This window comes from Microbispora sp. CSR-4, from assembly GCF_008033685.1.
GTDB lineage: Bacteria > Actinomycetota > Actinomycetes > Streptosporangiales > Streptosporangiaceae > Microbispora.
In genome coordinates this window covers 158,216-180,821 of record NZ_VJVX01000003.1, presented here as the reverse complement: position 1 = coordinate 180,821, position 22,606 = coordinate 158,216, and the positions used below count along the sequence as shown (strand labels likewise).

Here is a 22,606-nt window from a genome sequence, read left to right as displayed (position 1 = left end):
CCCTCCGGGGCAGGGTGGCCTCGGGCGGCGAACGCCTAGATTTGGTACGTGCGCACCACCCCCGGCAATATGCGGTCCTGGCTCAGGGCTCGTCCCCTGGTCTACGACTCGATCCTCGCGGTGGTGCTGACGACCGCGTCCCTGGTGTGGATCGCCTCGGCGGGCCGCGGTGAGGGGGCCGGCTGGCTGCGGCCGGGGACGCCGCGCCCGGCTGACGTGCTCAACCTGGTCCTGGCGGCGGCCTGCACGCTGCCCGTGGCCCTGCGGCGCAGCCGTCCCTTCGTGCTGCTGGTGGCCACCTGCGTCCCCCAGGCGATGCTCGACACGCTCGACTACGACCCCGGTCTGAGCGGGTTCGGCGCGCTCGTCCTGCTCTATTCGGTGGCCGCCTACCGGGGGCTGGCGCTGAGCCTGGTCGCCCTCGTCGTCTCCTTCGCCTCCTACCTGGCCGGCACGGTCGCCGGGGTCATCACCCCGTCGTGGACCGACCATGTCGTCGTCACCGCCGTCCTGCTGCTGTGCTGGGTGTGCGGCCGGGCGCTGCGGCTGCGCCGCGCATACCTCGCCGAGCTGGTGCAGCGGGCCGACCGGCTGGAGCGGGCGCGCGAGGCCGACACCAGGGCCGCCAGGGCCGAGGAGCGCTCCCGCATCGCCCGGGAGCTGCACGACGTCGTGGCCCACCACGTCAGCGTGATGACGGTCCAGGCCGCCGCCGCCCGCAAGATGCTCGACACCAAGCCCGACGTGGCCCGGGACGCCCTGTCCGCGATCGAGGAGATGGGCCGTACGGCGATGGCGGAGATGCGCAGCATCGTCGGCGTGCTGCGCACCGACGGCCCGGCAGAGCGCGGGCCACAGCCGGGCATGCACGACCTGCCCGCGCTGGTGGAGCAGATGCGCGAGGCGGGGCTGCGGACCCAGCTCTCGATCGAGGGCGAGCGGCGCGGCCTGCCGCCCGGGGTGGACCTGGCCGCCTACCGGCTCGTGCAGGAGGCGCTGACCAACAGCCTGCGGCACGCGGGGCCCGCCGCCCGCGCCTGGGTGACCGTACGGCACGAGCCGAACGAGCTGAGCATCCACGTGGAGGACGACGGGCGCGGCGCGGCGGACGAGTCGGTGCGGATCGGAGGCAGGGGCCACGGTCTCGTCGGCATCCGCGAGCGCGTGGCGCTTTATGGTGGAGTTCTGCGGATCGGTCCCCGCACCGGGGGCGGGTTCGAGGTCCGCGCCCGGTTCCCGTTGAAGTGAAGCCCCCACACGTAGAGCCCCTCCGAGGACAGACCATGACGATCAGGGTGTCCCCCTCCACCCGGCGGCCCACCGCCCATTCCCAGACAGACGCATCATGACGATCAGGGTGTTGCTGGTCGACGACCAGCCGCTGCTGCGCACCGGGTTCCGGTTCATCCTGGAGGCCGAGCCTGACGTCACCGTCGTGGGCGAGGCCGGCGACGGCGCGGTGGCCATGGAGCAGTCGCGGGCCCTGCTGCCCGACGTGGTGCTCATGGACATCCGCATGCCCGGCACCGACGGCATCGAGGCGACCCGCCGCATCGTGCGGGAGGCCGCGCCGAGCGCCCACGTGCCGAAGGTGCTCGTGCTGACGACGTTCGACCTGGACGAGTACATCGTTGAGGCGCTGCGCGCGGGCGCGAGCGGGTTCCTCCTCAAGGACGTGCCGCCCGACGAGCTGGTCCAGGCGATCCGCGTGGTGGCGGCCGGCGACGCGATCGTGGCGCCGAGCGTCACCCGGCGGCTGCTGGACAAGTTCGCCACCCGGCTGCCCTCCGCCCACCCGCAGGCCACCCCCGCGCGGGTCGACCGGCTGACCGAGCGCGAGCTGGAGGTGCTGCGCCTGATCGCGAAGGGCATGTCGAACGCCGAGATCGCCGCCGAGCTCGTGGTCAGCGAGACGACGGTGAAGACCCATGTGGGCAACGTGCTGACCAAGCTGGGGCTGCGCGACCGGGTGCAGGCGGTCGTGCTCGCGTACGAGACCGGGCTGATCGTCCCCGGCGCCTTCTCCTGACCACCGCCCTACGACCACGGGAGGAGTGCGGCGGGCCGGGTCATCCCCTGGTAGCGGGCGAGATCAGTACGGAGGGCCGATGCCGGGCGGGGGCGCGCGCCGATAGCGTCATGACAGGGGCGTGGCCGAGGTGGCGGAAACACGCCCCGCCGGTACGGCTCCCGCGGACCGTCTGGGGGAAGACGGCGGGGGCCGTACCGGCGGAAAGACCGGGCGAACAGGCGCGGTGCCAAGGAACCGTGCTAAAGAACCCTGCTGAAGAACCGTGCCGAACAACCCTGCCGAATGACCCTGCTGAACAACCCGGTGGGCGGCTCAGTCGGCGGGCGCGGCGGCCGGCTGCGCGGGTGCCGCGGCCGCGTCGCCGGAGGGGGCGTTCTCGGGGAAGTGGCAGGCCACCTCGTGCCCGGGAGCGAGCGCCACCAGCGGCGGCTCGACCTGCTTGCAGATCTCCTGCGCCTTCCAGCAGCGGGTGTGGAACCGGCAGGCGGGCGGCGGGTTGAGCGGGGACGGAACGTCGCCCTGCAGCCGGATGCGCTCCCGCTCCGTGCGCCGCTTCGGGTCCGGGATCGGGACCGCCGACAGCAGCGCGTTGGTGTACGGGTGCATCGGCGACTCGTAGAGGCCCTTGCGGTCGGCGATCTCGACGATCTTGCCGAGGTACATCACCGCGACGCGGTCGCTGATGTGCCGCACCACCGACAGGTCGTGCGCGATCACCACGTAGGTGAGGTCGAGCTCCTTCTGCAGGTCCTCAAGCAGGTTGACGACCTGGGCCTGGATCGACACGTCGAGCGCGGAGACCGGCTCGTCCGCGATGATCAGCTTGGGCTTGAGCGCGAGCGTCCTGGCGATGCCGATGCGCTGCCGCTGACCGCCGGAGAACTCGTGCGGGTAGCGGTTGTAGTGCTCGGGGTTGAGGCCGACCAGTTCGAGGATCTCCTGGACCGCCTTCTTGGTGCCCTGCTCGGTCTTGATGCCCTGGATCCGGAACGGCGCGCCGACGATGGCGCCGACCGTGTGCCGGGGGTTGAGCGAGCTGTAGGGGTCCTGGAAAATCATCTGCACGTCCCGGCGCAGCGGCCGCAGCCGCCCCTGGGACATGTGGGTGATGTCGGCGCCCTCGAAGACGATCTTTCCGGCGGTCGGCTCGATCAGACGCGTGATGAGGCGTCCGCTGGTGCTCTTGCCGCATCCCGACTCGCCGACCAGGCCGAGGGTCTCGCCCTTCTTCACGTCGAAGCTGATGCCGTCGACCGCCCTGACCGCGCCGACCTGCCGCTTGAGCAGGCCCTTCGTGACCGGGAAGTGCTTCTCCAGCCCCTGTACGGACAGCAAGGGCTCCTCGTTCACGAAGCCTCCAGGTTCGGCTTGATCTCGTTCTCCCAGATGGCGCGCCGCCGCTCGCGCGGCAGGTGGCAGCGCACGAGGTGGCCGCCCTCGGTCTCCAGCAACTCGGGGACCTCCGCCTTGGCCCTTCCGCCCGTACGCTCCTCGAACACGCAGCGCGGGTGGAAGGCGCAGCCGGACGGCACGTTGATCAGCGAGGGCGGCGAGCCCTTGATCGGCATCAGCCGCTCGGTCGGCTCGCGGTCCAGGCGCGGCATAGAGCCGAGCAGGCCCCACGTGTAGGGGTGCTCGGGCCGTTCGAAGATGTCGTCGGAGGTGCCGTATTCGACGCACTTGCCGCCGTACATCACGAGGATGTCGTCGGACAGCTCGGCGACGACGCCGAGGTCGTGCGTGATGATGATCAGCGCGGCGTTGAAGTCGCGCTGCAGGTCGCGCATCAGGTCGAGGATCTGCGCCTGCACGGTCACGTCGAGCGCGGTCGTCGGCTCGTCGGCGATCAGCAGCTCGGGGTCGCAGCTCAGCGCCATCGCGATCATGGCGCGCTGCCGCATGCCGCCGGAGAACTCGTGGGGATAGCTGTCCACGCGGCGCTCCGGCTGCGGGATGCCCACCCGGCCGAGCATGTCGATCGCGTGCTTGCGCGCGACCTTCTTGCTGACGTCGTTGTGGATGCGGTAGGCCTCGATGATCTGGTCGCCGACCGTGTAGAACGGGTGCATCGCCGACAGCGGATCCTGGAAGATCATCGCCATCTTCTTGCCGCGCAGCGCCCGCACGTGCTCCTGGCTGGCGCCGACGAGCTCCTCGCCGTCCAGCCAGATCTCACCGGAGATGCGGGCGCGCCCGCCCTTGTGCAGGCCGAGGATGCCGAGGCTGGTCACGCTCTTGCCGGAGCCGGACTCGCCGACGATGCCGAGCGTCTTGCCCCGCTCCAGGCTGAACGACAGCCCGTCGACCGACTTGACCAGACCGTCGTCGGTCGGGAAGTGGATCCGCAGGTCCTTCAGTTCCAGGAAGCTCATCCCAGCCTCACCCTCGGATCCACGACGGCGTACAGGAGGTCGACGATCAGGTTCGCACAGACCACGAAGAACGCGGCGACCAGCGTCACGCCCATGACCTTGGGCAGGTCCTGGTTGGTGATCGCGTCGATCGCGTACTTGCCCATGCCGGGCAGCGAGTAGGTGCTCTCGGTGAGCACGGCGCCGCCGAGCAGCAGGCCGAGGTCGAGGCCGAAGATCGTGAGGATCGGGGTGAGCGCTCCGCGCAGGCCGTGTTTGATCACGACCCTCCGCTCGTTCAGGCCCTTGGCCCGTGCGGTGCGGATGTAGTCCTCGTTCATCGTCTCGAGCATGCCCGCCCGGGTGAGCCGCGCGTATCCGGCGGCGTACAGGAAGGCCAGCGTGATCCACGGCAGGATCAGGTTGTAGGCCCACATCGCCGGGTTCTCGTCGAACGGCGTGAAGCTGCCGCCCGGGGCGGTGATGCGGAACGGATGACCGTAGCTGAAGATGACCAGCGAGACGATGCCGGTGAAGAAGATCGGCAGTGACACGCCGGCCAGGGCGACGCCCATCGCGGCGCGGTCGAAGAAGCTGCCGCGTCTCAGCGCGGACAGCACGCCGGTCGCCACACCGGCTAACACCCAGATGACGGCGGCCCCGATGGCCAGCGAGATCGTCACGGGCAGCCGGTCGAGCAGGTCGGGCCAGACAGGGAGCCGGGTGAGGAAGGAGTAGCCGAAGCAGGGCGCCGGGCAGTGCTCCACACCGGGGCCGTAGTCGTAGTCGGCGCCGGCGACGATGCCCTTGGCGAACCGCCCGTACTGCACGATCAGCGGATCGTTGAAGCCGAGCTTGTCGGCCGCGAGCTTGACCTCCTGCGCCGAGGCGGTGCGCCCCACGTAGCGCGCGGCCAGGCTCTCCGAGGTGGCGCCCGCCAGGCGGGGCACCAGGAAGAAGATGGCGAACGTGATGATGCTCACGATGGTGAGCATCACCACCGCCCAGATCAGCCGCCGGATGATGTATGTGACCACAGTCCCCCCGGCTCCGGGGGCCGGCCCTGCCGGACCGGCCCCCTTGCCGCGTTCACGCGTCTATCGGATCTGTCTGGTCTCGGCGGACGCTTACTTGACGCCCATGCCGAGGTAGTCGTACATGCCGTACGCGTCGTTGACGAAGACGTTCGTGGCGTTCTTGCTGCGCACGAGCAGGGTCTTCGTCCACACGTTCGGCAGGATGAAGGCGTCTTCCATGACCTTCTTGTCGATCTGGGTCCAGATCGCGTTGCGGGCGTTGGTGTCGGTCTCCAGCATCGCCTTGTCGATCAGCTTGTCGACCTCGGGGTCGCGGACGCTGATGTTGGAGGAGCCGCCGGTGTCACGGATGACGCGGCTGTCGACGATCTGCTGCAGGAAGCCGAAGCCGTCGGGCCAGTCGGACTGCCAGCCGTTCATGGCCAGGCCGATCTTGTTGTCCTTGGCGTAGCCCGGCTTGCCGGCGTACAGGGCGAAGTAGTCGGCCTGCGGGAACGGCTTGAGCGTGAGCTTGATGCCGACTCGGCCGAGGGACTGCTGCAGCGCCTCGGCGGCCGCCTTCTCCTTGGGCCGCTCGGCGCGGTAGGCGATGTTGGTCTCGAAGCCGTCAGGCTGGCCGCAGGCGGTCAGCGCCTCCTTGGCCTTGGTCAGGTCGCCCGTGTTGTCGGCGCCCGGCGGGTAGAGGTTGAAGTCCTCGTGGCCGGGGATGGCCGGCGGCAGCAGGCTGGTCGCGATCTGACCACCGGAGAACTCGCCGCCCCACGCGGTCTGCAGGGACACCTTGTCGGTGGCGTACTCGACGGCCTTGCGGCAGTCGATGTTGTCCAGCGGCGGGACGTTGCCGTTGATCGAGGTGTACCAGAGGCGGGTGCTCGTCGGGTTGTCCGAGTTCGCCTTCAGGGCGGGGTCGGACAGGACCCGGCCGAGGGCCGCCGACTGGATGCCGATGCCCGCGACGTCGACGTCGAGGTCGCCGGCGAGGATCCGGTTGTCGATGTCGTCGGCGTTGACGTTGGTGGAGACCTCGTAGCCGTCAGGCAGAGCCTTGCGGTTCGGGTCGGTCGCCGGGTCCCACTGGTCGTTGCGGACGAGCGTGAAGCCCTTGCCGATCTCGTTCTTCTCGAACTTGTACGGCCCGGTGGCGATCACGTGCTCCTTGTACTTCGCACCGGTGTCCTTGTCCTTGGGGACCGGGATCGTGGCCGGAAGCTGGGCGAAGTAGTCGAAGTTGCTCAGCGGCTGCTTCAGGTGGAAGACGATCGTGTAGTCGTCGGGCGTCTCGATCGCGCTGTCGGTGTTGACGTCCTTCGACTTGTACGCGCCCTTGTAGTCCTTGGGCCAGTTGAGGAAGTCGTTGAAGTAGGTGTACCCGTCGGGGAACACCTCCTTGTCGAACGACCGCTCCACGGCGTACTTCACGTCCTTGGACGTCACCGGGGTGCCGTCCTCGAACTTGATGCCCTTCTTGAGCTTGTACGTCCAGGTCTTGGCGTCGTCACTCGGCGTGCCCAGGCTCTCGGCGAGGTCGGGGACGAGCTCGTTGCCCTCCTTGCCCACGGCGGACTTGAACATCAGCAGCGAGCGGCCGTACAGGCGGATGAAGTTCCAGGAGTAGCCGTAGTAGGTGTCGCCCGGGTCGAGGGAGTCCCAGTCACCGCCGTTGGCGAACTTGAGGATGCCGCCCTTCTTGTCCGACGGGTTCACGATGCCCGTGAGGGCCGCGTTGAACTCGCCGGTCGCGGTGGCGCCGCCCGCGGCGTCGCCACCGGAGGACGACGACGACGTGCCGCTGCCCGAACCGCCGCCACAGGCGGCCACGGCAAGGGCGAGCACGGCGCCGATGGCAGCCACACCCAGTCTTCTTCTTAGCATTGCAAACCCCTTGGTGATAGGAGCCGGGGACTTTACGAGAAGGGAAGGGCTCAGCGGGCCTTCGGGTCGAGAGCGTCCCGCAGGCCGTCGCCGAACAGGTTGAACGCCAGGACCGTGATGAAGATCGCCATGCCGGGGAAGAACATGAAGTGCGGGATCGTGTAGAACCGCACCGCGTCCGACAGCATGCCGCCCCAGGTGGGGGTGGGCGGGCGCACGCCGACGCCGAGGAACGACAGCGCCGCCTCGAACAACACGTTCGTGGGGATCAGCAGAGTCGCGTAGACGAGGATCGGCGCGACCAGGTTCGGCAGCAGCTCGCGGAAGATGATGTACGGCCCGCGCGCCCCGAGGCTGCGCGCCGCGTCCACGAACTCCCGCTCGCGCAGCGACAGCGTCTGCCCCCGGATGATGCGCCCGATGTACGGCCAGTTGAAGAAGCCGATGATGAACACCAGCAGCGAGACGCGCAGCGTGTCGCCGGTCAGGCCGAACGCCGTGTCGGGCACGATGCCGGCCAGCGCGATCGCGAAGACCAGCAGCGGGAAGGCCAGGAAGACGTCCATGGTCTTGCTGATGATCGAGTCGACCAGGCCGCCGAAGTAACCGGCGGTGACCCCGAGCAGGGTGCCGATGACCACCGAGAGCAGCGTGGCCAGGAAGGCGATGAGCAGCGAGATCCGCGCGCCGTACACGACGCGGCTGAAGATGTCGCGGCCGTTCACCGGCTCGATGCCGAACAGGTGGTCGAGGCTGATGCCGGTGCCCGTCTTGGGCGCCATCGTGGAGGAGTCGATGAGGTTGGAGTTGAACTGCGTCGGGTCCTGCCCGAACACCCCGACGATCACCGGCGCGAAGACCGCGACCAGGATCAGGAAGATGACGATCAGACCACCGGCGAGGGCGACCTTGTCGCGCTTGAGCCGCATCCAGGCGATCTGACCGAGAGACCTGCCCTGGATCGCCTTGCCGCCCGAGGCGTCGACGACGGCCTCCGGCGCGGCCTCTGTGTCCCCACCGGTGACGTCCATCGGCGCGGTCATCGATCCTCCTTCGCCCTGCCCGAGCGCACCGCAACAGCGGTGACGGGCTCGGGATAGCCCGGGATCGATCCGGCGACGAAGTAGCTGCGGCCGCTTACGACCTTGCCTCGCACGGCCATGTGGTGCAGGCCCCCTGGATCCCAGACGACATTGTCCGAAGGGGTCGCGTGGTGTGCGACCCCCGGAGGCAGAATCTATGGTCTGAGCTGGGCTGACCAGTCCCCAGGGGGCCGCTGTGGCTCAACTGTGATTCACGCGAAACTCATTCGTGTTGATCTTGAAGGGAATGTCCGCGTCCCGTTTCGATTATGTCGTGGAACTGTAACATTGCACTGGCCGGTAACTTCGTCTCACGATGTGAGATCGATCAGCTGATCCCCCGGCGCTTGAGAATGTCCTCGATGTCCGAGAAATCATCTGCTGCGGACTGTTCCACCTGTCGTGGTGCCATCTTTCCGGTCTGTGCCGTTTTAGACGTGGCCGTCTTGGACGTTCCGGGCTCGGCGGCGCGTTCGGACGCCGCGGCGCCGCCACCCTGCTCCGGCCGTGCCGTACGGGCCCGGGACAGGGCGCGGCCGCGCAGCGTGCCGGAGACGACGAAAAGCAGCGCCGACAGACCGGCCAGGACCACCCCGGCCCAGACCGCGGGCGACAGGACCAGGCCGGTCACGAAACCCACCGCCGCCGCGCCGATGTTCCAGATCGTCCGCAGCGCGCCGGTGAGATAGGCGGCCAGCGGCAGCAGTGACCAGGCGGTGGCGCGCAGGCCGGCGGTCACCCCCCGCCGCCGGAAGGCCAGGTAGCTGAGCCCGACGCCCACCGCGGTGAGGCCGGCGCACAGCGGCAGCCAGGCGATGTCGGTGAAATTCATGAGGGCCCCCTCGATCCACGGCGTACCCCCATCCTGGCACCCGCGCGACGATCATGCGGGGGTCCGCGTTACCGGATGAGCCCCCGCAGGAAATCGACGTCCACGTCGAGCAAAGAGGGCATCACGACCCGGCCCGGCGCCTGGGCGATCGGCAGGACGCCCGGCACGGCGACGACCCTGCACCCCGCGGCGGTGGCGGAGGCGACGCCGTTCGGCGAGTCCTCCAGCGCGACGCACCGCTCCGGGTCCACCGACAGCAGGCCGGCCGCGGTCAGGTAGGGCTCCGGGTGCGGCTTGGTGCAGGTGACGTCGTCGGCCGTCACGACGACCTCGAAGTGCTCCCGGCCGACGGCCTTGAGCACGGCGTCGGCGATGATCCGCAGCGACGAGGTGACAAGCGCGGTGCGCACCCCCTGGTCGCCGAGCCCCCGCAGCAGTTCGAGGGCTCCCGGCATGGGCTCGACGCCCCTCGACAGGCGGCTCTCCATCCCGTCGATCAGCCAGTCCCCCACGATCGCGGGATCGACATCGGCCTGCGTCAGCTCCAGCATGTACGCGACGGTGCGGTCCCAGGAGCCGCCCACGAGCTGTTCCTGGTGCTCCGGGCCCCAGTCACCGCCGAGGCGGGTGACCACCTCGGTCTCGACCTCGAACCACACCCCTTCGGTGTCGACGAGCAATCCGTCCATGTCGAACAGCACGGCGTCCACGTGGCCCCTTCCCCCGGCGAGACCCCCGAAGAGGGGGGACCAACATGGTAAGGGGTGCCCGTGGACGCCCGTGCGGCCGGTCGGACGTTGAAGTGTCAGACGTTGAAGTACTTCGCCTCGGGGTGGTGGACGACCAGTGCGGAGGTGGCCTGCTCGGGGTGAAGCTGGAACTCCTCCGACAGCGTCACGCCGATGCGCGCGGGGTCGAGCAGCTCCATGACCTGCACCTGGTCTTCCAGGTTGGGGCAGGCCGGGTAGCCGAAGGAGTAGCGGCAGCCGGTGATGTTCACCTTGAGCATGTCGGCCAGCGACTCGTCGCCGCCGATGCCCAGCTCCGACCGCACCCGGGCGTGCCAGTATTCGGCCAGCGCCTCGGTGAGCTGCACCGACAGACCATGGAGCTCCAAATATTCGCGGTAGGCGTCCTTGGCGAACAGCTCGGCCGTGGCCTCGCTGATCCGGTTGCCCATCGTGACGACCTGGAAGGCGACGACGTCGGTCTCCCCGGACTCGCGGGAGCGGAAGAAGTCGGCCAGGCACAGGTGCCGGTCGCGCCGCTGCCTCGGGAAGGTGAAGCGGGTGCGCTCCTTGCCGTCGTCGTCCAGGATGATCAGGTTGTCGCCCTCGCTGACGCAGCGGAAGTAGCCGTAGGCGACCGCCGCCTCCAGCAGGTTCTCCGTCTGCAGCCGCTCCAGCCACATCCGCAGCCGCGGCCTGCCCTCGGTCTCGACCAGCTCCTCGTACGACGGGCCGTCGCCGCCCCGGGCTGCCTTGAGGCCCCACTGGCCCATGAACGTCGCCCGCTCGTCGAGGAAGGCGGCGTAGTCGGCCAGCGGGATGCCCTTCACGATCCGGTCGCCGAAGAACGGCGCGGCGGGCACCGGGTTGTCGGCGGCGACGTCGGGGCGGGCCGGCAGGTCCTCCTCGGCGGTCCGCGTGAGCGTCGCGCCGGTCTTCACCCGCCGCGCGCGCAGCGGCGGCAGCGCCGCGCCGTCCTCGCCGCGCTTGACCGCCATGAAGGCGTCCATGAGGCGCAGGCCCTCGAACGCGTCGCGCGCGTAGCGGACCTCGCCCCGATAGAGATCGGCCAGGTCCTGCTCGACGTACGCCCTGGTCAGGGCGGCGCCGCCGAGCAGCACCGGGAACTTGTCGGCGATCCCCCGGGAGTTCATCTCCTCGAGGTTCTCCTTCATGACCACGGTGGACTTGACCAGGAGCCCGGACATGCCGATCACGTCGGCGTGGTGCTCCTCGGCGGCCTCCAGGATCGCCGAGACCGGCTGCTTGATGCCGAGGTTCACGACGTCGTAGCCGTTGTTGGACAGGATGATGTCCACCAGGTTCTTGCCGATGTCGTGGACGTCGCCCTTGACCGTGGCCAGCACGATGCGGCCCTTGCTGCTGCCCTCGACCTTCTCCATGTGCGGTTCGAGGTAGGCCACGGCCGTCTTCATCACCTCGGCCGACTGCAGCACGAAGGGCAGCTGCATCTCGCCGGAGCCGAACAGGTCGCCGACGACCTTCATGCCGTCGAGCAGCACGTCGTTGATGATCTCCAGGGCGGGCCGCTGGGCGAGGGCCTCGTCGAGGTCGGCCTCCAGGCCCTTGCGCTCGCCGTCGATGATGCGCCGCTTGAGCCGCTCCCACAGCGGCAGCCCGGCCAGCTCGGCCGCCTTGCCGGCCTTCATGGACGCCGCGTCGACGCCCTCGAACAGCTCCATGAACCGCTGCAGCGGGTCGTAGCCCTCGCGCCTGCGGTCGTACACGAGATCGAGCGCGACCTGCCGCTGCTCGTCCGGGATCCGGTTCATCGGCAGGATCTTGGACGCGTGCACGATCGCCGAGTCGAGCCCCGCGTTGACGCACTCGTTGAGGAAGACGCTGTTCAGCACCATGCGGGCCGCCGGGTTGAGGCCGAACGACACGTTGGAGACGCCGAGCGTGGTCTGCACGCCGGGATAGCGGCGCTTGAGCTCGCGGATCGCCTCGATCGTCTCGATGCCGTCGCGCCGCGTCTCCTCCTGGCCGGTGGCGATGGGGAACGTCAGGCAGTCGACGATGATGTCCTCGACCCGCATGCCCCAGGTGTTCACCAGGTCCTCGATGAGCCGGGTGGCGATGCGCACCTTGCCCTCGGTGGTGCGGGCCTGGCCCTCCTCGTCGATGGTCAGCGCGACCACGGCCGCGCCGTGCTCCTTCACCAGGCGCATGATCTTCTGGTAGCGCGAGTCGGGGCCGTCGCCGTCCTCGAAGTTCACCGAGTTGACCACGGCCCGGCCGCCGAGCATCTCCAGCCCCGCCTCCAGCACGGCGGGCTCGGTGGAGTCGATCACGATCGGCAGCGTGGAGGCGGTGGCGAACCGGAACGCCAGCTCCTTCATGTCGGCGACCCCGTCGCGGCCGACGTAGTCGACGCACAGGTCGAGCATGTGCGCGCCGTCGCGGGCCTGGGCCCGGGCGATCTCCACGCACTCCTCGTAGTCGCCGGCCAGCATCGCCTCGCGGAACGCCTTGGAGCCGTTGGCGTTGGTCCGCTCGCCGATGGCGAGGTAGGAGGTGTCCTGCCGGAACGGCACGTGCTGGTAGAGCGACGCCGCCCCCGCCTCGGGACGGGGCCGCCGCTCGCCGCGGGCGCGGCCGCCCACCCGCTCGACCACCTGGCGCAGGTGCTCGGGAGTGGTGCCGCAGCAGCCGCCGACCAGTGCGAGGCCGTAGTCGCGGGTGAACGCCTCGTGCGCGTCCGCCAGCTCACCCGGGCTCAGCGGATAGTACGCGCCGTCGGCCGTGAGCTGCGGCAGACCGGCGTTCGGCATGCAGGAGATCGGGATCCGCGAGTGCCTGGCGAGGTAGCGCAGGTGCTCGCTCATCTCGGTCGGGCCGGTCGCGCAGTTGAGGCCGATCAGGTCGACGCCGAGCGGCTCGATCGCGGTCAGCGCGGCGCCGATCTCGGAGCCGAGCAGCATCGCGCCGTTGGTCTCGATGGTGACCTGCGTGATGATCGGCACGTCGCGCCCTGCGGCCTCGACCGCCCGCTTGGCGCCGACGACCGCCGCCCGCACCTGCAGCAGGTCCTGGCAGGTCTCGATGATCAGGGCGTCCGCCCCGCCCGCGATCAGGCCGGCCGCGTTGTCGCGGTAGGCGTCGCGCAGCGTCTCGTACGGCAGGTGGCCGAGCGTGGGCAGCTTCGTGCCGGGACCCATCGAGCCGAGGACGAACCGGGGCTTGTCCGGCGTCGACCAGTGGTCGGCACGCTCCCTGGCCAGCCGCGCGCCCGCCTCGGAGAGCTCGAAGATGCGGTCCTCGATGCCGTACTCGCCCAGGGCCGCCCGGTTGGCGTTGAAGGTGTTGGTCTCGACGCAGTCGACGCCCACCTCCAGGTATGCGTCGTGCACGGCCCGTACGATGTCCGGACGGCTCACGTTGAGCACGTCGTTGCAGCCCTCGTGGCCCTGGAAGTCGTCAAGGGTGGGGTCGTAGGACTGCAGCATCGTCCCCATGGCTCCGTCGGCGATCAGGATTCGCTCGGACAGCACTTCTCGGAACGACGGTCTGCTGGTCATGGAGGCAAGCCTATCGGCCCCGACGGACGGAACATCGTCAGCGCGCGTGAAACGGGAATAGCGGTCGCGCGGGCGACGGCGGGCCCGTGTCCGCCCGGCGATCCGCCGCAGGTCAGCGCCACTACGACGGACCGGTGCCCGGCGGAGGTGACGTATGGGGGCCCTCACCGAATAGTCTTGGACTGAGCCATACTGCACAAGGCCAGTGAGGAGGCGGCGCGTGATCGAGTTCGAAGGGCTCCCCGAGCTCGTCGACCCGGTGCTGATCGCCGCGTTCGAGGGGTGGAACGACGCCGGCGAGGCGTCCAGTGGTGTGCTCGCGCACCTCGAATCCGAGTGGAAGGCCACCCCACTCGTCGAGCTGGACCCCGAGGACTACTACGACTTCCAGGTGACCCGGCCGGTGGTCGAGCTCGGCGACGGCGTGACCCGCTCCATCGTCTGGCCGACGACCCGGCTGCTGCTGGCGCGCCCGCCGGGCGCCAAGCGCGACGTGGTGCTGCTGCGCGGCATCGAGCCCAACATGCGGTGGCGGTCGTTCTGCGCCGAGATCGTCGGGCTCTGCCACGACCTCGGCATCGAGCTGGCCATCCTGCTCGGCGCGCTGCTCAACGACTCGCCGCACACCCGGCCGGTGCCGATCACCGGCTCGGTCAGCGACCCCGGCATGGCCCGCGCGCTCAACCTGGAGCTGACCAAATACGAGGGCCCGACGGGCATCGTGGGCGTGCTGCAGCACACCCTCGGCACCGCCGGGCTGCGGACGGTGTCCCTGTGGGCGTCGGTCCCGCACTACGTCGCCCAGCCGCCCAACCCCAAGGCCACGCTGGCGCTGCTGCGCCGCATCGAGGACATGCTCGACATCCCGATGCCGTACGGCGACCTCGCCGAGGAGGCGCGGGCCTGGGAGCACGGCGTGGACGAGCTGGCGGCCCAGGACAGCGAGGTGGCCGAATACGTGCGTGAGCTTGAAGAGCGCAAGGACGCGGCCGAGCTGCCCGAGGCCAGCGGCGACGCCATCGCGGCGGAGTTCGAGCGCTACCTGCGCCGCCGCGACCGCGGCACCGACCGCTGACCCCTGCGTCCGCTCCCTGTGTCGGACTCCTACGCCTGAGCCCTGGCTCCGGGCCCCGCGTCAGCCGATGTGGCCGGCCGGTCCCTCCGTTCGGGGGACGGCCGACCGGCCGGTTCGGCGTGATCAGGGCGGCCCTGGCGGCGGGATCGGTCAGGCCGGCCACCAGCTCAGGTAGCGCTCGCCGGTGTCCGGGAAGATCGTCACGACCGTCCGCCCCGACAGGTCCCGCCGGCGGGCGAGCGCGGCGCAGCCGTACGCCGCCGCGCCGGACGAGACCCCGACCAGCAGCCCGGTGGTGGCCGCGATGCGCCGGGTCATGGCGGCCGCCTCGCCGTCCGGCACGGTGATCACCTCGTCGATCAGCGTGACGTCGGTGACGGGGCTGATGAAGCCGCCGTTGAGGCCGGGGATCCGGTGCGGCCCCGGGGCGCCTCCCGACAGCAGGGGCGAGCCCTCCGGCTCCACCGCGACGACGCGCAGCCCGGGGTTGCGCTCGCGCAGGTAGCGGGCGGTTCCGGTGAGCGTGCCGCCGGTCCCGACCCCGCACACCAGCACGTCGACCTGACCGCCGGTGGCGGCCCAGATCTCCGGTCCGGTGGTCGTGTAGTGGGCCATGACGTTGGCGGGGTTCTCGTGCTGGCGGGCGTACCAGGACCCGGGGAGGGCGGCGTGCAGCTCCGTCGCCCGGTCCACGCAGCCCTGGAAGCCGAGGGTGTGGTCGGTGAACTCGACCCGCGCGCCCAGCATGCGCAGGGTCAGCGTGCGCTCCCGGGAGGCGTTGTCCGGCATCACGACCACGCACGGGTATCCCCGGCTGACCGCGAGCGCCGCCAGGGCGATGCCGGTGTTGCCGGAGGTCGACTCGATCACGGTGGCGCCGGGGGTCAGCGCCCCGGACGCCTCGGCCTCCTCGATCATGCGCAGCGCCACCCGGTCCTTGATGCTCGACAGCGGGTTGGCCGCCTCCAGCTTGGCGAGCACGGTGACGTCCGGGGGCAGGCCGTCGAGGGAGAGCCGGAGCAGGGGCGTGTCGCCGATGAGGTCGTCGATCCTGGCCGCGATGTCGCCGCCGATCAGCGGGATCATGCCTGCTCCTTCTCGGCCACGAGCAGGTATTCGTGCGAGCGGTTGGTCACCATCGGGCCGTCGTCGCTCACCGGCCAGTTGTAGCAGTGGATCCGCTCGTCGCCGAGGATCAGATGGCGGCCGAGGACCCGGGCGACGTCCCAGGCCAGCGGCACGAACCTGCCGGCCAGGCGGCGGTTCTGCACGGCGAACACCGCCCGCGCGCCGGGCCGCATGACCTTCGCCACCGCGGCCAACGCCTCGTCGATCGCGCTCAGATACTCGTCGTAGTCGCGCAGCGCGTAGAACTGGCCCTCCACGGTGGAGTCGGTGTCGAGGTTGGTGCCGAAGTAGGGCAGGTCGGCCAGGACGAAGTCCACCGACTCCGGCGGCAGCGGCGGCGTGCGGGCGTCGCCGCACAGCATGGTCTGGCCGGGATACGCCTCCAGGCGCCTGCGCGCCTGCTCCGCGCGCTCCGGCGAGACCTCAAGGCCGATCCCCTTCCGGCCCTCGACCGCGCACGCCACCAGCGTGGTGCCCCAGCCGGCGAACGGGTCGAGCACGACGTCGCCCGGCTCGGTCATCTCCACGATCAGCGGCCTCAGCTGGCTGACCCAGCCGCACTGGCCCGCCGCCTCCGGCAGCGCGAACGCGGGGTCCTCTCCCTGCAGCACGTGCCAACTCGATCTGCCCATCACTCAACACCAGCCTTCTGTGTCGCCGTCGCGGCGCGACGGTCGTCCGTGTCCGTCTTTCCGGGGTCTTCGAGAAGGTCTTCCGGGTCTTCGGGGTTCTCGGGGTCTTCGGGGTTCTCGGGGTCTTCGGAGTCCTCGGGGACTTCGGGGTCGTCGGGGACCCGCGCGTGGACGGCCCGGGCGGGCAGCCGGGGCTCCAGGCGGAGCATGGTGAGGGCCGAGCCGGAGACGCCCGCCGCGAGCAGCAGCCACATGGAGACCGGCGACAGGCTCAGCAGCGCGGTCAGCACGGCCGGGGCCAGCGTGATCGGGATCGCCCAGGAGAACTGGTAGACCGCCATGTATCTGCCCCGGGTCTCCTCGGGGGCCGCGCTCGACACGAGCGCCGACAGCGGCGCGCCGTGCAGCATCTCCCCCAGCGTGAACAGCGCCGTCGCGGCGAACACCCCGGCCAGCGCGACCGGCCGGACGGGTACCCCGGCCAGCAGGGCGAACGCCGCGAACGACGCCCCGAACGTGGCGGCGCCCGCCGCGACCGTACGGGTGCGCCGATAGCGGATCAGCCGCCGCGTCACCGGGATCTGCAGCAGCGCGATGCCGACGGTGTTGACCGCGTACAGCACGCCGACCAGCGAGGCCGGGACGCCCAGCTCCTGGGTGACGTAGACGGGCAGCGCCACCGACAGCACCATGTAGCCGAAGGCGGTCGGCACGTTCTGCAGGGTCAGGGCGAGGAACGTCCGGTCGCGTAGGACGAGCCGGTATCCCCCGCTCCCCCGGGCCGCCGCCGGAGCCGGTGCGGCCGCACCTGCCCGCGTGGCCGTACGATCCCGCCCGCCGGGAACGGGGATCGTACGGAGGATCAGCGCGGCGCCCGCGAACGCGGCGGCGCTGACGAGCACGATCACCCGGTAGGCGGCGTCGCTGCCCAGGCCGAGCGCGGCGCCCGCGATGAGGCCGCCCGCGCCGAGGCCGGCGTTGCGCAGGCTGCGCTGCGCGGCGAGGAGCCTGTCGCGGTCCGCGCCCCGCGCGATGGCGGCGACGAACGACTGGATCGACGGCGGGTAGGAGCCGTCGCCGAGCGCCACCAGCGCCACCGCGAGGAACATCGTCAGCGGCGAGTCCACCAGCGGGTAGGCGGCGAACCCCACGGCACGCACCAGATAACCGCCCACGACGACGGCCCGCGCGCCGAAGCGGTCGACGAGCACGCCCGCGATCGGGTTGGCGACCAGGCTGAACAGCGCCGCCGCGGTCATGATGACGCCGACCCGCTCGATCGGCAGCCCGGTGACGTGGTGGAAGAACAGCAGCGACAGGGGCAGGTACATGCCGCTGCCGGTGGAGTCGACCACCATGCCGGCCATGTAGCGCGCCTGCGTCGACGGGCGGATCACGACGGCACCGCCCCGATCCGCACCTGCTCCTCCAGCCGCGCCCCGAGCGAGCGCAGCCTGCGCTCGCACTCCGCGCGGGTGGGGGCCGAGGCGATGGCCACGGTGAGGAAGTCGGCCGAGCCCGCGGCGGGCGGGACCACCTGGCCCGGCCGCGCGTAGAGCCAGAAGTGCTCCACCCAGGGCTCCTGCGGGACGTCGGGCAGCGCGTGGATGAGGCCGGGCCGCTTCATCATCAGCACCTGACCGGCCATCCGGGCCGGCTCCGGCCGCCGCCCCGGCCGTACGGCCCGCTCCACGTCGGGCAGCGGAAGGCCGAGCTGGGCCCGGATGGAGCACTCGGCGAGGTTGACCCCGAACAGAGTGTGGAAGACCTCGCGGATCTTCCCGCCGCCGGACCGGCAGGCGATCTCGCACAGCACCAGCCGGTCGTCGGGCGTGTGGAAGATCTCCGCGTGGAACGCGTGGTCGCGCAGCCGCCCGCCGGGCCGCCGCAGCGCCGCCAGCGTCCGCCCGGTCAGCTCCAGCAGGCGGCCGGTGAGCGGGTCGCCGGGGTCGAGCGCCAGGTCGACCCGGGAGCCCGGGTCGCTGCCGAACGACGCAAGCTCGTACTGGTACTGCGAAGGCCAGGCGAGCACGACCTCGCCGTCCACCACCAGCCCGTCGACGTGGCACATGCGGCCGGGCACGTACGCCTCCAGCAGCAGGTCGTCGCGCTGCCCGTCGTGCCCCGGGCCGTACGCCTCGGCGAGGAAGGCCGTCAGCGCGTCGCCGTCGCGCAGGATGCGCAGGCCGATGGAGTTGAAACCGGCCCTGTTCTTGACCACCAGGGGGAACCCGTGGACGCCCGCGAAGTCCAGCACGTCGGCGGTGGTCCGCGGCACCGTGTGGGGCGCGACCTCCACGCCCGCCCGCGCCGCGTGCTCCTTCATCAGGGCCTTGTCGCGGAACGGCAGCACGTCGGCGGCCCGCGCGCCGGGCAGCCCGAGCTCCTCGCGCAGGGCGGCCACGCGCAGCACGTCGGCCTCGTGCTCCCCGATCAGGTGGGTGGCGCCATATTCGGCGACGAGCCGCGCGACCCGCCCGGCCACCTCGTCGTCGTGGTCGAAGAGCTCCAGGTGGGTGTAGCCGAGGTTCCCCTCGGGGATCCGCTCGCCGAACGGCTCGAACCTGTCGCGGGCGGCGAGGATGACCACCGGGCCCTCGTGGTCGCGCAGCCAGCGGTCGTACGGGAACGGCTCCAGCGGGTTGCGGTGCACGATGACGACGCTCATGTCACTCCCTCGCCCGGCGGCTCGGGGTTCGTTGCCTCGCCCCTTCATGCCGGCACCTCCGCGAGGGACCGCGCCTCGGCCACCTGCGCGAGCCAGGTGCGCCCGTCCTCGCCGGCGACCCGGATCCGGATCGCCTCGTCGATGACCTCCGCGCCGCGGCGGATCGCCGCCTCCGTGTCCGGGCCGGTCACCGCCACCAGGCCGAGCCGGTCCCAGTTGTCGCGCAGCGCGTGCACGGTGTCGCCGGGCTTGGCCGTGACGCGCACGTCGAGCACGCCCTCCCGCGCCGCGGCGTCGGCGACGCCCTCCACCGACTCGACCCGCCCCGGCTCGCTCACCAGGGAGCGCACGCTGGCCCCCGCGTGCGCCTCCGGCCGGTCCGGCAGCTCGGGGACCAGCCGGAACGGCCAGCCAAGGGCATACTCGATCAGGTCGATGCCGTACGCCCCCCGCACGAGCTCCGGGATCATGTCGCCGGCGACGCGGTTGTGGCTCTCGATGACCACCGGGCCGTGCGGGCCGAGCCGCAGCTCTGTGTGCGTCACGCCGTCCCTGAGACCGATCAGGTCGAGGAAGCGGCACACGCTCGCGCGGATCCGCTCCCGCACCGGCTCGTCCAGCCGGGCGGGCACGGCGTGGCCGAGCTCGGCGAACCGGTCGGGGTGCACGAACTTCTCGGTGATCGCCACCACGACGTGGCGGCCCGCGAAGCTGAACGCCTCGACGCTGAACTCCGGCCCCTCGACGTACTGCTCCATGAGGAAGTCCTGCAGGAGGAACATGGTGGAGACCCGGTCGGTGCGGGTGCCGCGCAGCCCTTCCACCGCGGCCCAGACCCGCTCGGCGTCCTCCGGTCCTGCGACGCGGTGGACGCCGATGCTCGCGGTCGCGTCGGCCGGCTTGACGATGAACGGATAGCCGTGGGCGGCGCCGAAGGCGTCCAGGTCCTCGCGGCGCAGGAGCGGCGCGGCGGCCACCGCGGAGGGGTCGAGCTCCGCGCCCGGAACCGACGCGAGGTGACGGCGCATGGCCAGTTTGTCGCGGAACCTCCGGGTGACCTCATAACCGGTGCCGCCCAGGCCGAACAGGTCGTTGACCCGTCCCGCGTTCTCCAGCCCGGGCTCGGTGATCGACAGCGCGACGCGGAACCCAGGCTCCCGCCACAGCCGCCTGGCGACGGGCTCGACCGCCGCCCAGTCGGTGTAGTCGAGCACGCGCAGGACGTCGGCGAGCTCCTCCTGCTCGGCGCTGACCTTGGTGGGGTGCTGGAGCAGCAGGACGGTCAGCCCGAGCTCCTTGGCCTTGCGCACGGTCTCGTCGGTGGCGCCGACTATCAGGACCGTGCTGTCCGGATTCATCGATCCACTCCTTTCGTCGGGGGGTCGGGGCAGGTCGGCTCCGGCCGTACGGGCCGGGACGCCGCCGCGTGGCGCGGAAACGGTGCCGGCTGGGGCGAGGACGCGCGCGCCGGCGGGCACGTCGTCGAGGACGAGCGCCCGCGCCCCGATGACGGCGTCGTCCCCCACGCGCACCGGGCCGAGAACGGTCGCCCCGGCGCCCAGCACCACACGGGCTCCGATCACCGGGTGCCGCCGTTCCCCGTCCGCGCGGAGGTTGTCGCGCCACCAGCCGACCGCCCCGAGGGTCACCTGGTGGTAGATGGTCACGTCGTCGCCCACGACCGCGGTCTCCCCGATCACCACGGCCGCGCCGTGGTCGACGAAGACCCTGCGTCCCAGCTCCGCGCCCGGATGGATCTCCACTCCGGTGACGTGGCGTGCGAGGAGCATCAGCAGCCGGGCCGGCAGCCGCCTGCCACGCCGGTGCAGCCGGTGGGCGATCCGGTGCAGCCACAGTGCAGGCAGCACCGGGTGCAGCAACGCCTCCTTCCGGTCGCGTACGGACGGGTCCCGTTCGACGATCGTCCGCAGGTCCTCGGCCAGGAGACGCGGCAGTCTCACCGGCCGTTCGCTTCCCGGGGGCGGCGGAGAAGACCTGAAATCGGCACGCGGCATCTTCGCCTCCTCACATTCACCTCGGCGAATGAACCATGAATGGAGCCCGGATTCATGGGATGGCAGCCCGCCACTGGCCTGGAGATCCTCCACGGCCATTTCCGGGAGAGTGAATTACGGACCCTTTTTCCTCGGTTATTGGGTAAGCGTGCTTGCCCTGGAACCACCAGGTCAACCCCTACCCGACCGGACTTCGACCGGTAACCGGCAGCCCGACGACCCCGACGGGACAGGCGCCGTACCGAATTATCCGAGCCCAAGGCGGAGATTCCCGGGATCGGCGGAGCCGGAGAACGCGTGCGCGTCGGCCCGAAACAGACCGGCGCGACGAAAAAGAAAAAGGCCCGACCCCCGCCCCCCCCACACGGCGTGGGGCCGCCGCAACGGCCCCCAGACGGCGCAGGGCAAGCGCGGCGCAGGGCTCAGCCGCGGGCGCCGGTGGCTGATGACTAGTGCTGTGACCGGAAACGATCACCGGAGTTCGCGCGTAGCCCTCGGGAGGCGCGGTGGCAGAACCGGTCAGAGTACGCAGACTCACTGACCAGGAGGGGCAAAAACTCCAGCAGATCGTACGCCGGGGCAGCACCAGCTCGGTGCGGTACCGGGGAGCGATGGTCCTGCTGGCCTCCGCGGGCGGCAACACCGTCCCGGTCATCGCCCGCCTGGTCCAAGCCGATGAAGACACCGTCCGCGATGTGATCCACCGCTTCAACGAGATCGGGCTGACCTGCCTGGACCCTCGGTGGGCGGGAGGCCGTCCCCGCCTGCTCAGTGACGATGAGGAAGCCTTCGTCGTCCAGACGGCCACCACACGACCGGCCAAGCTCGGACAGCCGTTCACCCGCTGGTCCATCCGCAAGCTACTCGCCTACCTGCAGGCTCTTCCCGACCACGCGATTCGCATCGGCCGAGAAGCCTTAGGCACCGCGCTCACGGACTTTGGCGACAAACTTCTCGCGATGCGGGTAGCCGGCCTGGTCCAGTGCTATCACCCACTCAAACGCCCTCGTGATCCAGGCCGTGCTCATCGACGAACTCCCCGGCCCACGCGCGGAACGCCTCGTGAAGGTCGATGAGGGTGTTATCCAAGTCGAAGAGCGCGAGCCGCTGCAAAGACACTCACGATATCCATATGCCCTCACGAGAGACGTTCACCGTGACCGAGTCTGCGATTACGTAACCGAGCCTGCGGATAACGCCGCGATGACCTACATATGAAGACATGACCTTGTGGTGGCGTCTGGCGTCAGCTCTGGGAATAGCTCTTGCGGCAGCGGACGTGGCGGCGTGGGCGGTACGAAGCCACACCCCGTTCAGGCGGGATCGGCATCACCATCGCCTGTCGCGAGCACGGTAAGACGTCAATGAGCAGGCCCTGGCTCCGGCCAGTTCTGATTGGCCGACCACCACGTGTCCTCCGGCGAGTAGAGCCACACGTCACCGTAAACTATGACGCGGTGGGTGAGGGTAGCCGGAAGCGACCCGCTGGAATAAAGTGGGTATGTGCGATACAGCCCACCGACTACACCTATCTGCACGGTATAGTGCTTGGCCCAGTATCCCCATCCCCAAAGAACCTTGGTCCAGCTATTGGCCCTCAGGTTTCCGTTCG

Annotated in this window: 16 protein-coding genes and 1 pseudogene; 4 read left to right on the top strand and 13 right to left on the bottom strand. The window is 70.4% G+C overall.

What is annotated here, in order from left to right; genetic code table 11:
• The first annotated feature begins 48 nt into the window (after positions 1-48).
• Together FLV34_RS05465 and FLV34_RS05460 are read left to right on the top strand one after the other, a co-directional pair.
• The gene (locus FLV34_RS05465; protein WP_260617226.1) at positions 49-1,248 is read left to right on the top strand and encodes a sensor histidine kinase; all 1,200 of its coding nucleotides are present in this window, start codon (positions 49-51) and stop codon (positions 1,246-1,248) included.
• Positions 1,249-1,345: 97 nt separating this feature from the next.
• Positions 1,346-2,029, top strand: a complete 684-nt coding sequence (locus FLV34_RS05460) for a response regulator transcription factor (protein ID WP_142647368.1) — start codon at positions 1,346-1,348, stop codon at positions 2,027-2,029.
• 315 nt (positions 2,030-2,344) lie between these two features.
• On the opposite strand, the gene FLV34_RS05455 is transcribed toward FLV34_RS05460, so the two are convergent.
• From FLV34_RS05455 to metH, 8 genes are all read right to left on the bottom strand, one after another.
• Positions 2,345-3,382, bottom strand: coding sequence for an ABC transporter ATP-binding protein (locus FLV34_RS05455; RefSeq protein WP_142647369.1), 1,038 nt, complete (start codon positions 3,380-3,382; stop codon positions 2,345-2,347).
• Positions 3,379-4,404: an ABC transporter ATP-binding protein gene (locus FLV34_RS05450; RefSeq protein WP_142647370.1), complete on the bottom strand. Its 1,026-nt coding sequence runs from the start codon at positions 4,402-4,404 to the stop codon at positions 3,379-3,381. Before FLV34_RS05450 ends, FLV34_RS05455 begins: the two co-directional genes overlap by 4 nt.
• Entirely contained in the window at positions 4,401-5,420 is a 1,020-nt protein-coding gene (locus FLV34_RS05445) for an ABC transporter permease (RefSeq protein WP_142647371.1), read from the bottom strand. Before FLV34_RS05445 ends, FLV34_RS05450 begins: the two co-directional genes overlap by 4 nt.
• A gap of 90 nt (positions 5,421-5,510) precedes the next feature.
• A complete protein-coding gene (locus FLV34_RS05440; RefSeq protein ID WP_260617227.1) occupies positions 5,511-7,271 on the bottom strand; it encodes an ABC transporter substrate-binding protein in 1,761 nt (586 codons plus the stop codon).
• A gap of 71 nt (positions 7,272-7,342) precedes the next feature.
• A complete protein-coding gene (locus FLV34_RS05435; protein WP_142647373.1) occupies positions 7,343-8,335 on the bottom strand; it encodes an ABC transporter permease in 993 nt (330 codons plus the stop codon).
• A 367-nt stretch (positions 8,336-8,702) separates the two neighbouring features.
• Positions 8,703-9,206, bottom strand: coding sequence for a cellulose synthase (locus FLV34_RS05430; protein ID WP_147942510.1), 504 nt, complete (start codon positions 9,204-9,206; stop codon positions 8,703-8,705).
• A 68-nt stretch (positions 9,207-9,274) separates the two neighbouring features.
• Positions 9,275-9,916, bottom strand: coding sequence for an HAD family phosphatase (locus tag FLV34_RS05425; protein ID WP_142647375.1), 642 nt, complete (start codon positions 9,914-9,916; stop codon positions 9,275-9,277).
• A gap of 95 nt (positions 9,917-10,011) precedes the next feature.
• A complete protein-coding gene (metH, locus tag FLV34_RS05420) occupies positions 10,012-13,476 on the bottom strand; it encodes a methionine synthase (RefSeq protein ID WP_147942509.1) in 3,465 nt (1,154 codons plus the stop codon).
• 220 nt (positions 13,477-13,696) lie between these two features.
• On the opposite strand from metH, the gene FLV34_RS05415 reads away from it, so the two are divergent.
• Positions 13,697-14,551, top strand: coding sequence for a PAC2 family protein (locus FLV34_RS05415; RefSeq protein ID WP_079315266.1), 855 nt, complete (start codon positions 13,697-13,699; stop codon positions 14,549-14,551).
• A 150-nt stretch (positions 14,552-14,701) separates the two neighbouring features.
• Here FLV34_RS05415 and FLV34_RS05410 read toward each other — a convergent pair whose 3' ends face one another.
• Genes FLV34_RS05410 through epsC form a run of 5 tightly spaced genes read right to left on the bottom strand, consistent with a single transcriptional unit; the run spans position 14,702 to position 20,940 of the window.
• Entirely contained in the window at positions 14,702-15,637 is a 936-nt protein-coding gene (locus FLV34_RS05410; protein WP_147942508.1) for a PLP-dependent cysteine synthase family protein, read from the bottom strand.
• Positions 15,634-16,311, bottom strand: coding sequence for a TRM11 family methyltransferase (locus FLV34_RS05405; RefSeq protein WP_142647378.1), 678 nt, complete (start codon positions 16,309-16,311; stop codon positions 15,634-15,636). The genes FLV34_RS05410 and FLV34_RS05405 overlap by 4 nt, the downstream gene beginning before the upstream one ends.
• Positions 16,311-17,708, bottom strand: a complete 1,398-nt coding sequence (locus tag FLV34_RS05400; protein ID WP_222709418.1) for an MFS transporter — start codon at positions 17,706-17,708, stop codon at positions 16,311-16,313. Before FLV34_RS05400 ends, FLV34_RS05405 begins: the two co-directional genes overlap by 1 nt.
• Positions 17,705-18,979 (bottom strand): hypothetical protein, encoded by a 1,275-nt coding sequence (locus FLV34_RS05395; RefSeq protein ID WP_142647379.1) that lies wholly within the window; start codon positions 18,977-18,979, stop codon positions 17,705-17,707. The genes FLV34_RS05400 and FLV34_RS05395 overlap by 4 nt, the downstream gene beginning before the upstream one ends.
• A 44-nt stretch (positions 18,980-19,023) precedes the next feature.
• Positions 19,024-20,940 (bottom strand): serine O-acetyltransferase EpsC, encoded by a 1,917-nt coding sequence (gene epsC, locus FLV34_RS05390; RefSeq protein WP_205830160.1) that lies wholly within the window; start codon positions 20,938-20,940, stop codon positions 19,024-19,026.
• A 560-nt stretch (positions 20,941-21,500) separates the two neighbouring features.
• Here epsC and FLV34_RS05380 point away from each other — a divergent pair.
• Positions 21,501-21,914: pseudogene (locus FLV34_RS05380) on the top strand (transposase); the annotation flags it as partial.
• Positions 21,915-22,606: the final 692 nt, after the last annotated feature.

What these genes read in the sequence shown, in the direction of transcription:
- FLV34_RS05460 (WP_142647368.1), top strand. Translation starts at nt 1,346, where the DNA reads ATGACGATCAGGGTGTTGCTGGTCGACGACCAGCCGCTGCTGCGCACC.
- FLV34_RS05435 (WP_142647373.1), bottom strand. Translation starts at nt 8,335, where the DNA reads ATGACCGCGCCGATGGACGTCACCGGTGGGGACACAGAGGCCGCGCCG.
- metH (WP_147942509.1), bottom strand. Translation starts at nt 13,476, where the DNA reads ATGACCAGCAGACCGTCGTTCCGAGAAGTGCTGTCCGAGCGAATCCTG.
- FLV34_RS05405 (WP_142647378.1), bottom strand. Translation starts at nt 16,311, where the DNA reads ATGGGCAGATCGAGTTGGCACGTGCTGCAGGGAGAGGACCCCGCGTTC.
- FLV34_RS05410 (WP_147942508.1), bottom strand. Translation starts at nt 15,637, where the DNA reads ATGATCCCGCTGATCGGCGGCGACATCGCGGCCAGGATCGACGACCTC.
- FLV34_RS05395 (WP_142647379.1), bottom strand. Translation starts at nt 18,979, where the DNA reads ATGAGCGTCGTCATCGTGCACCGCAACCCGCTGGAGCCGTTCCCGTAC.
- FLV34_RS05450 (WP_142647370.1), bottom strand. Translation starts at nt 4,404, where the DNA reads ATGAGCTTCCTGGAACTGAAGGACCTGCGGATCCACTTCCCGACCGAC.
- FLV34_RS05430 (WP_147942510.1), bottom strand. Translation starts at nt 9,206, where the DNA reads ATGAATTTCACCGACATCGCCTGGCTGCCGCTGTGCGCCGGCCTCACC.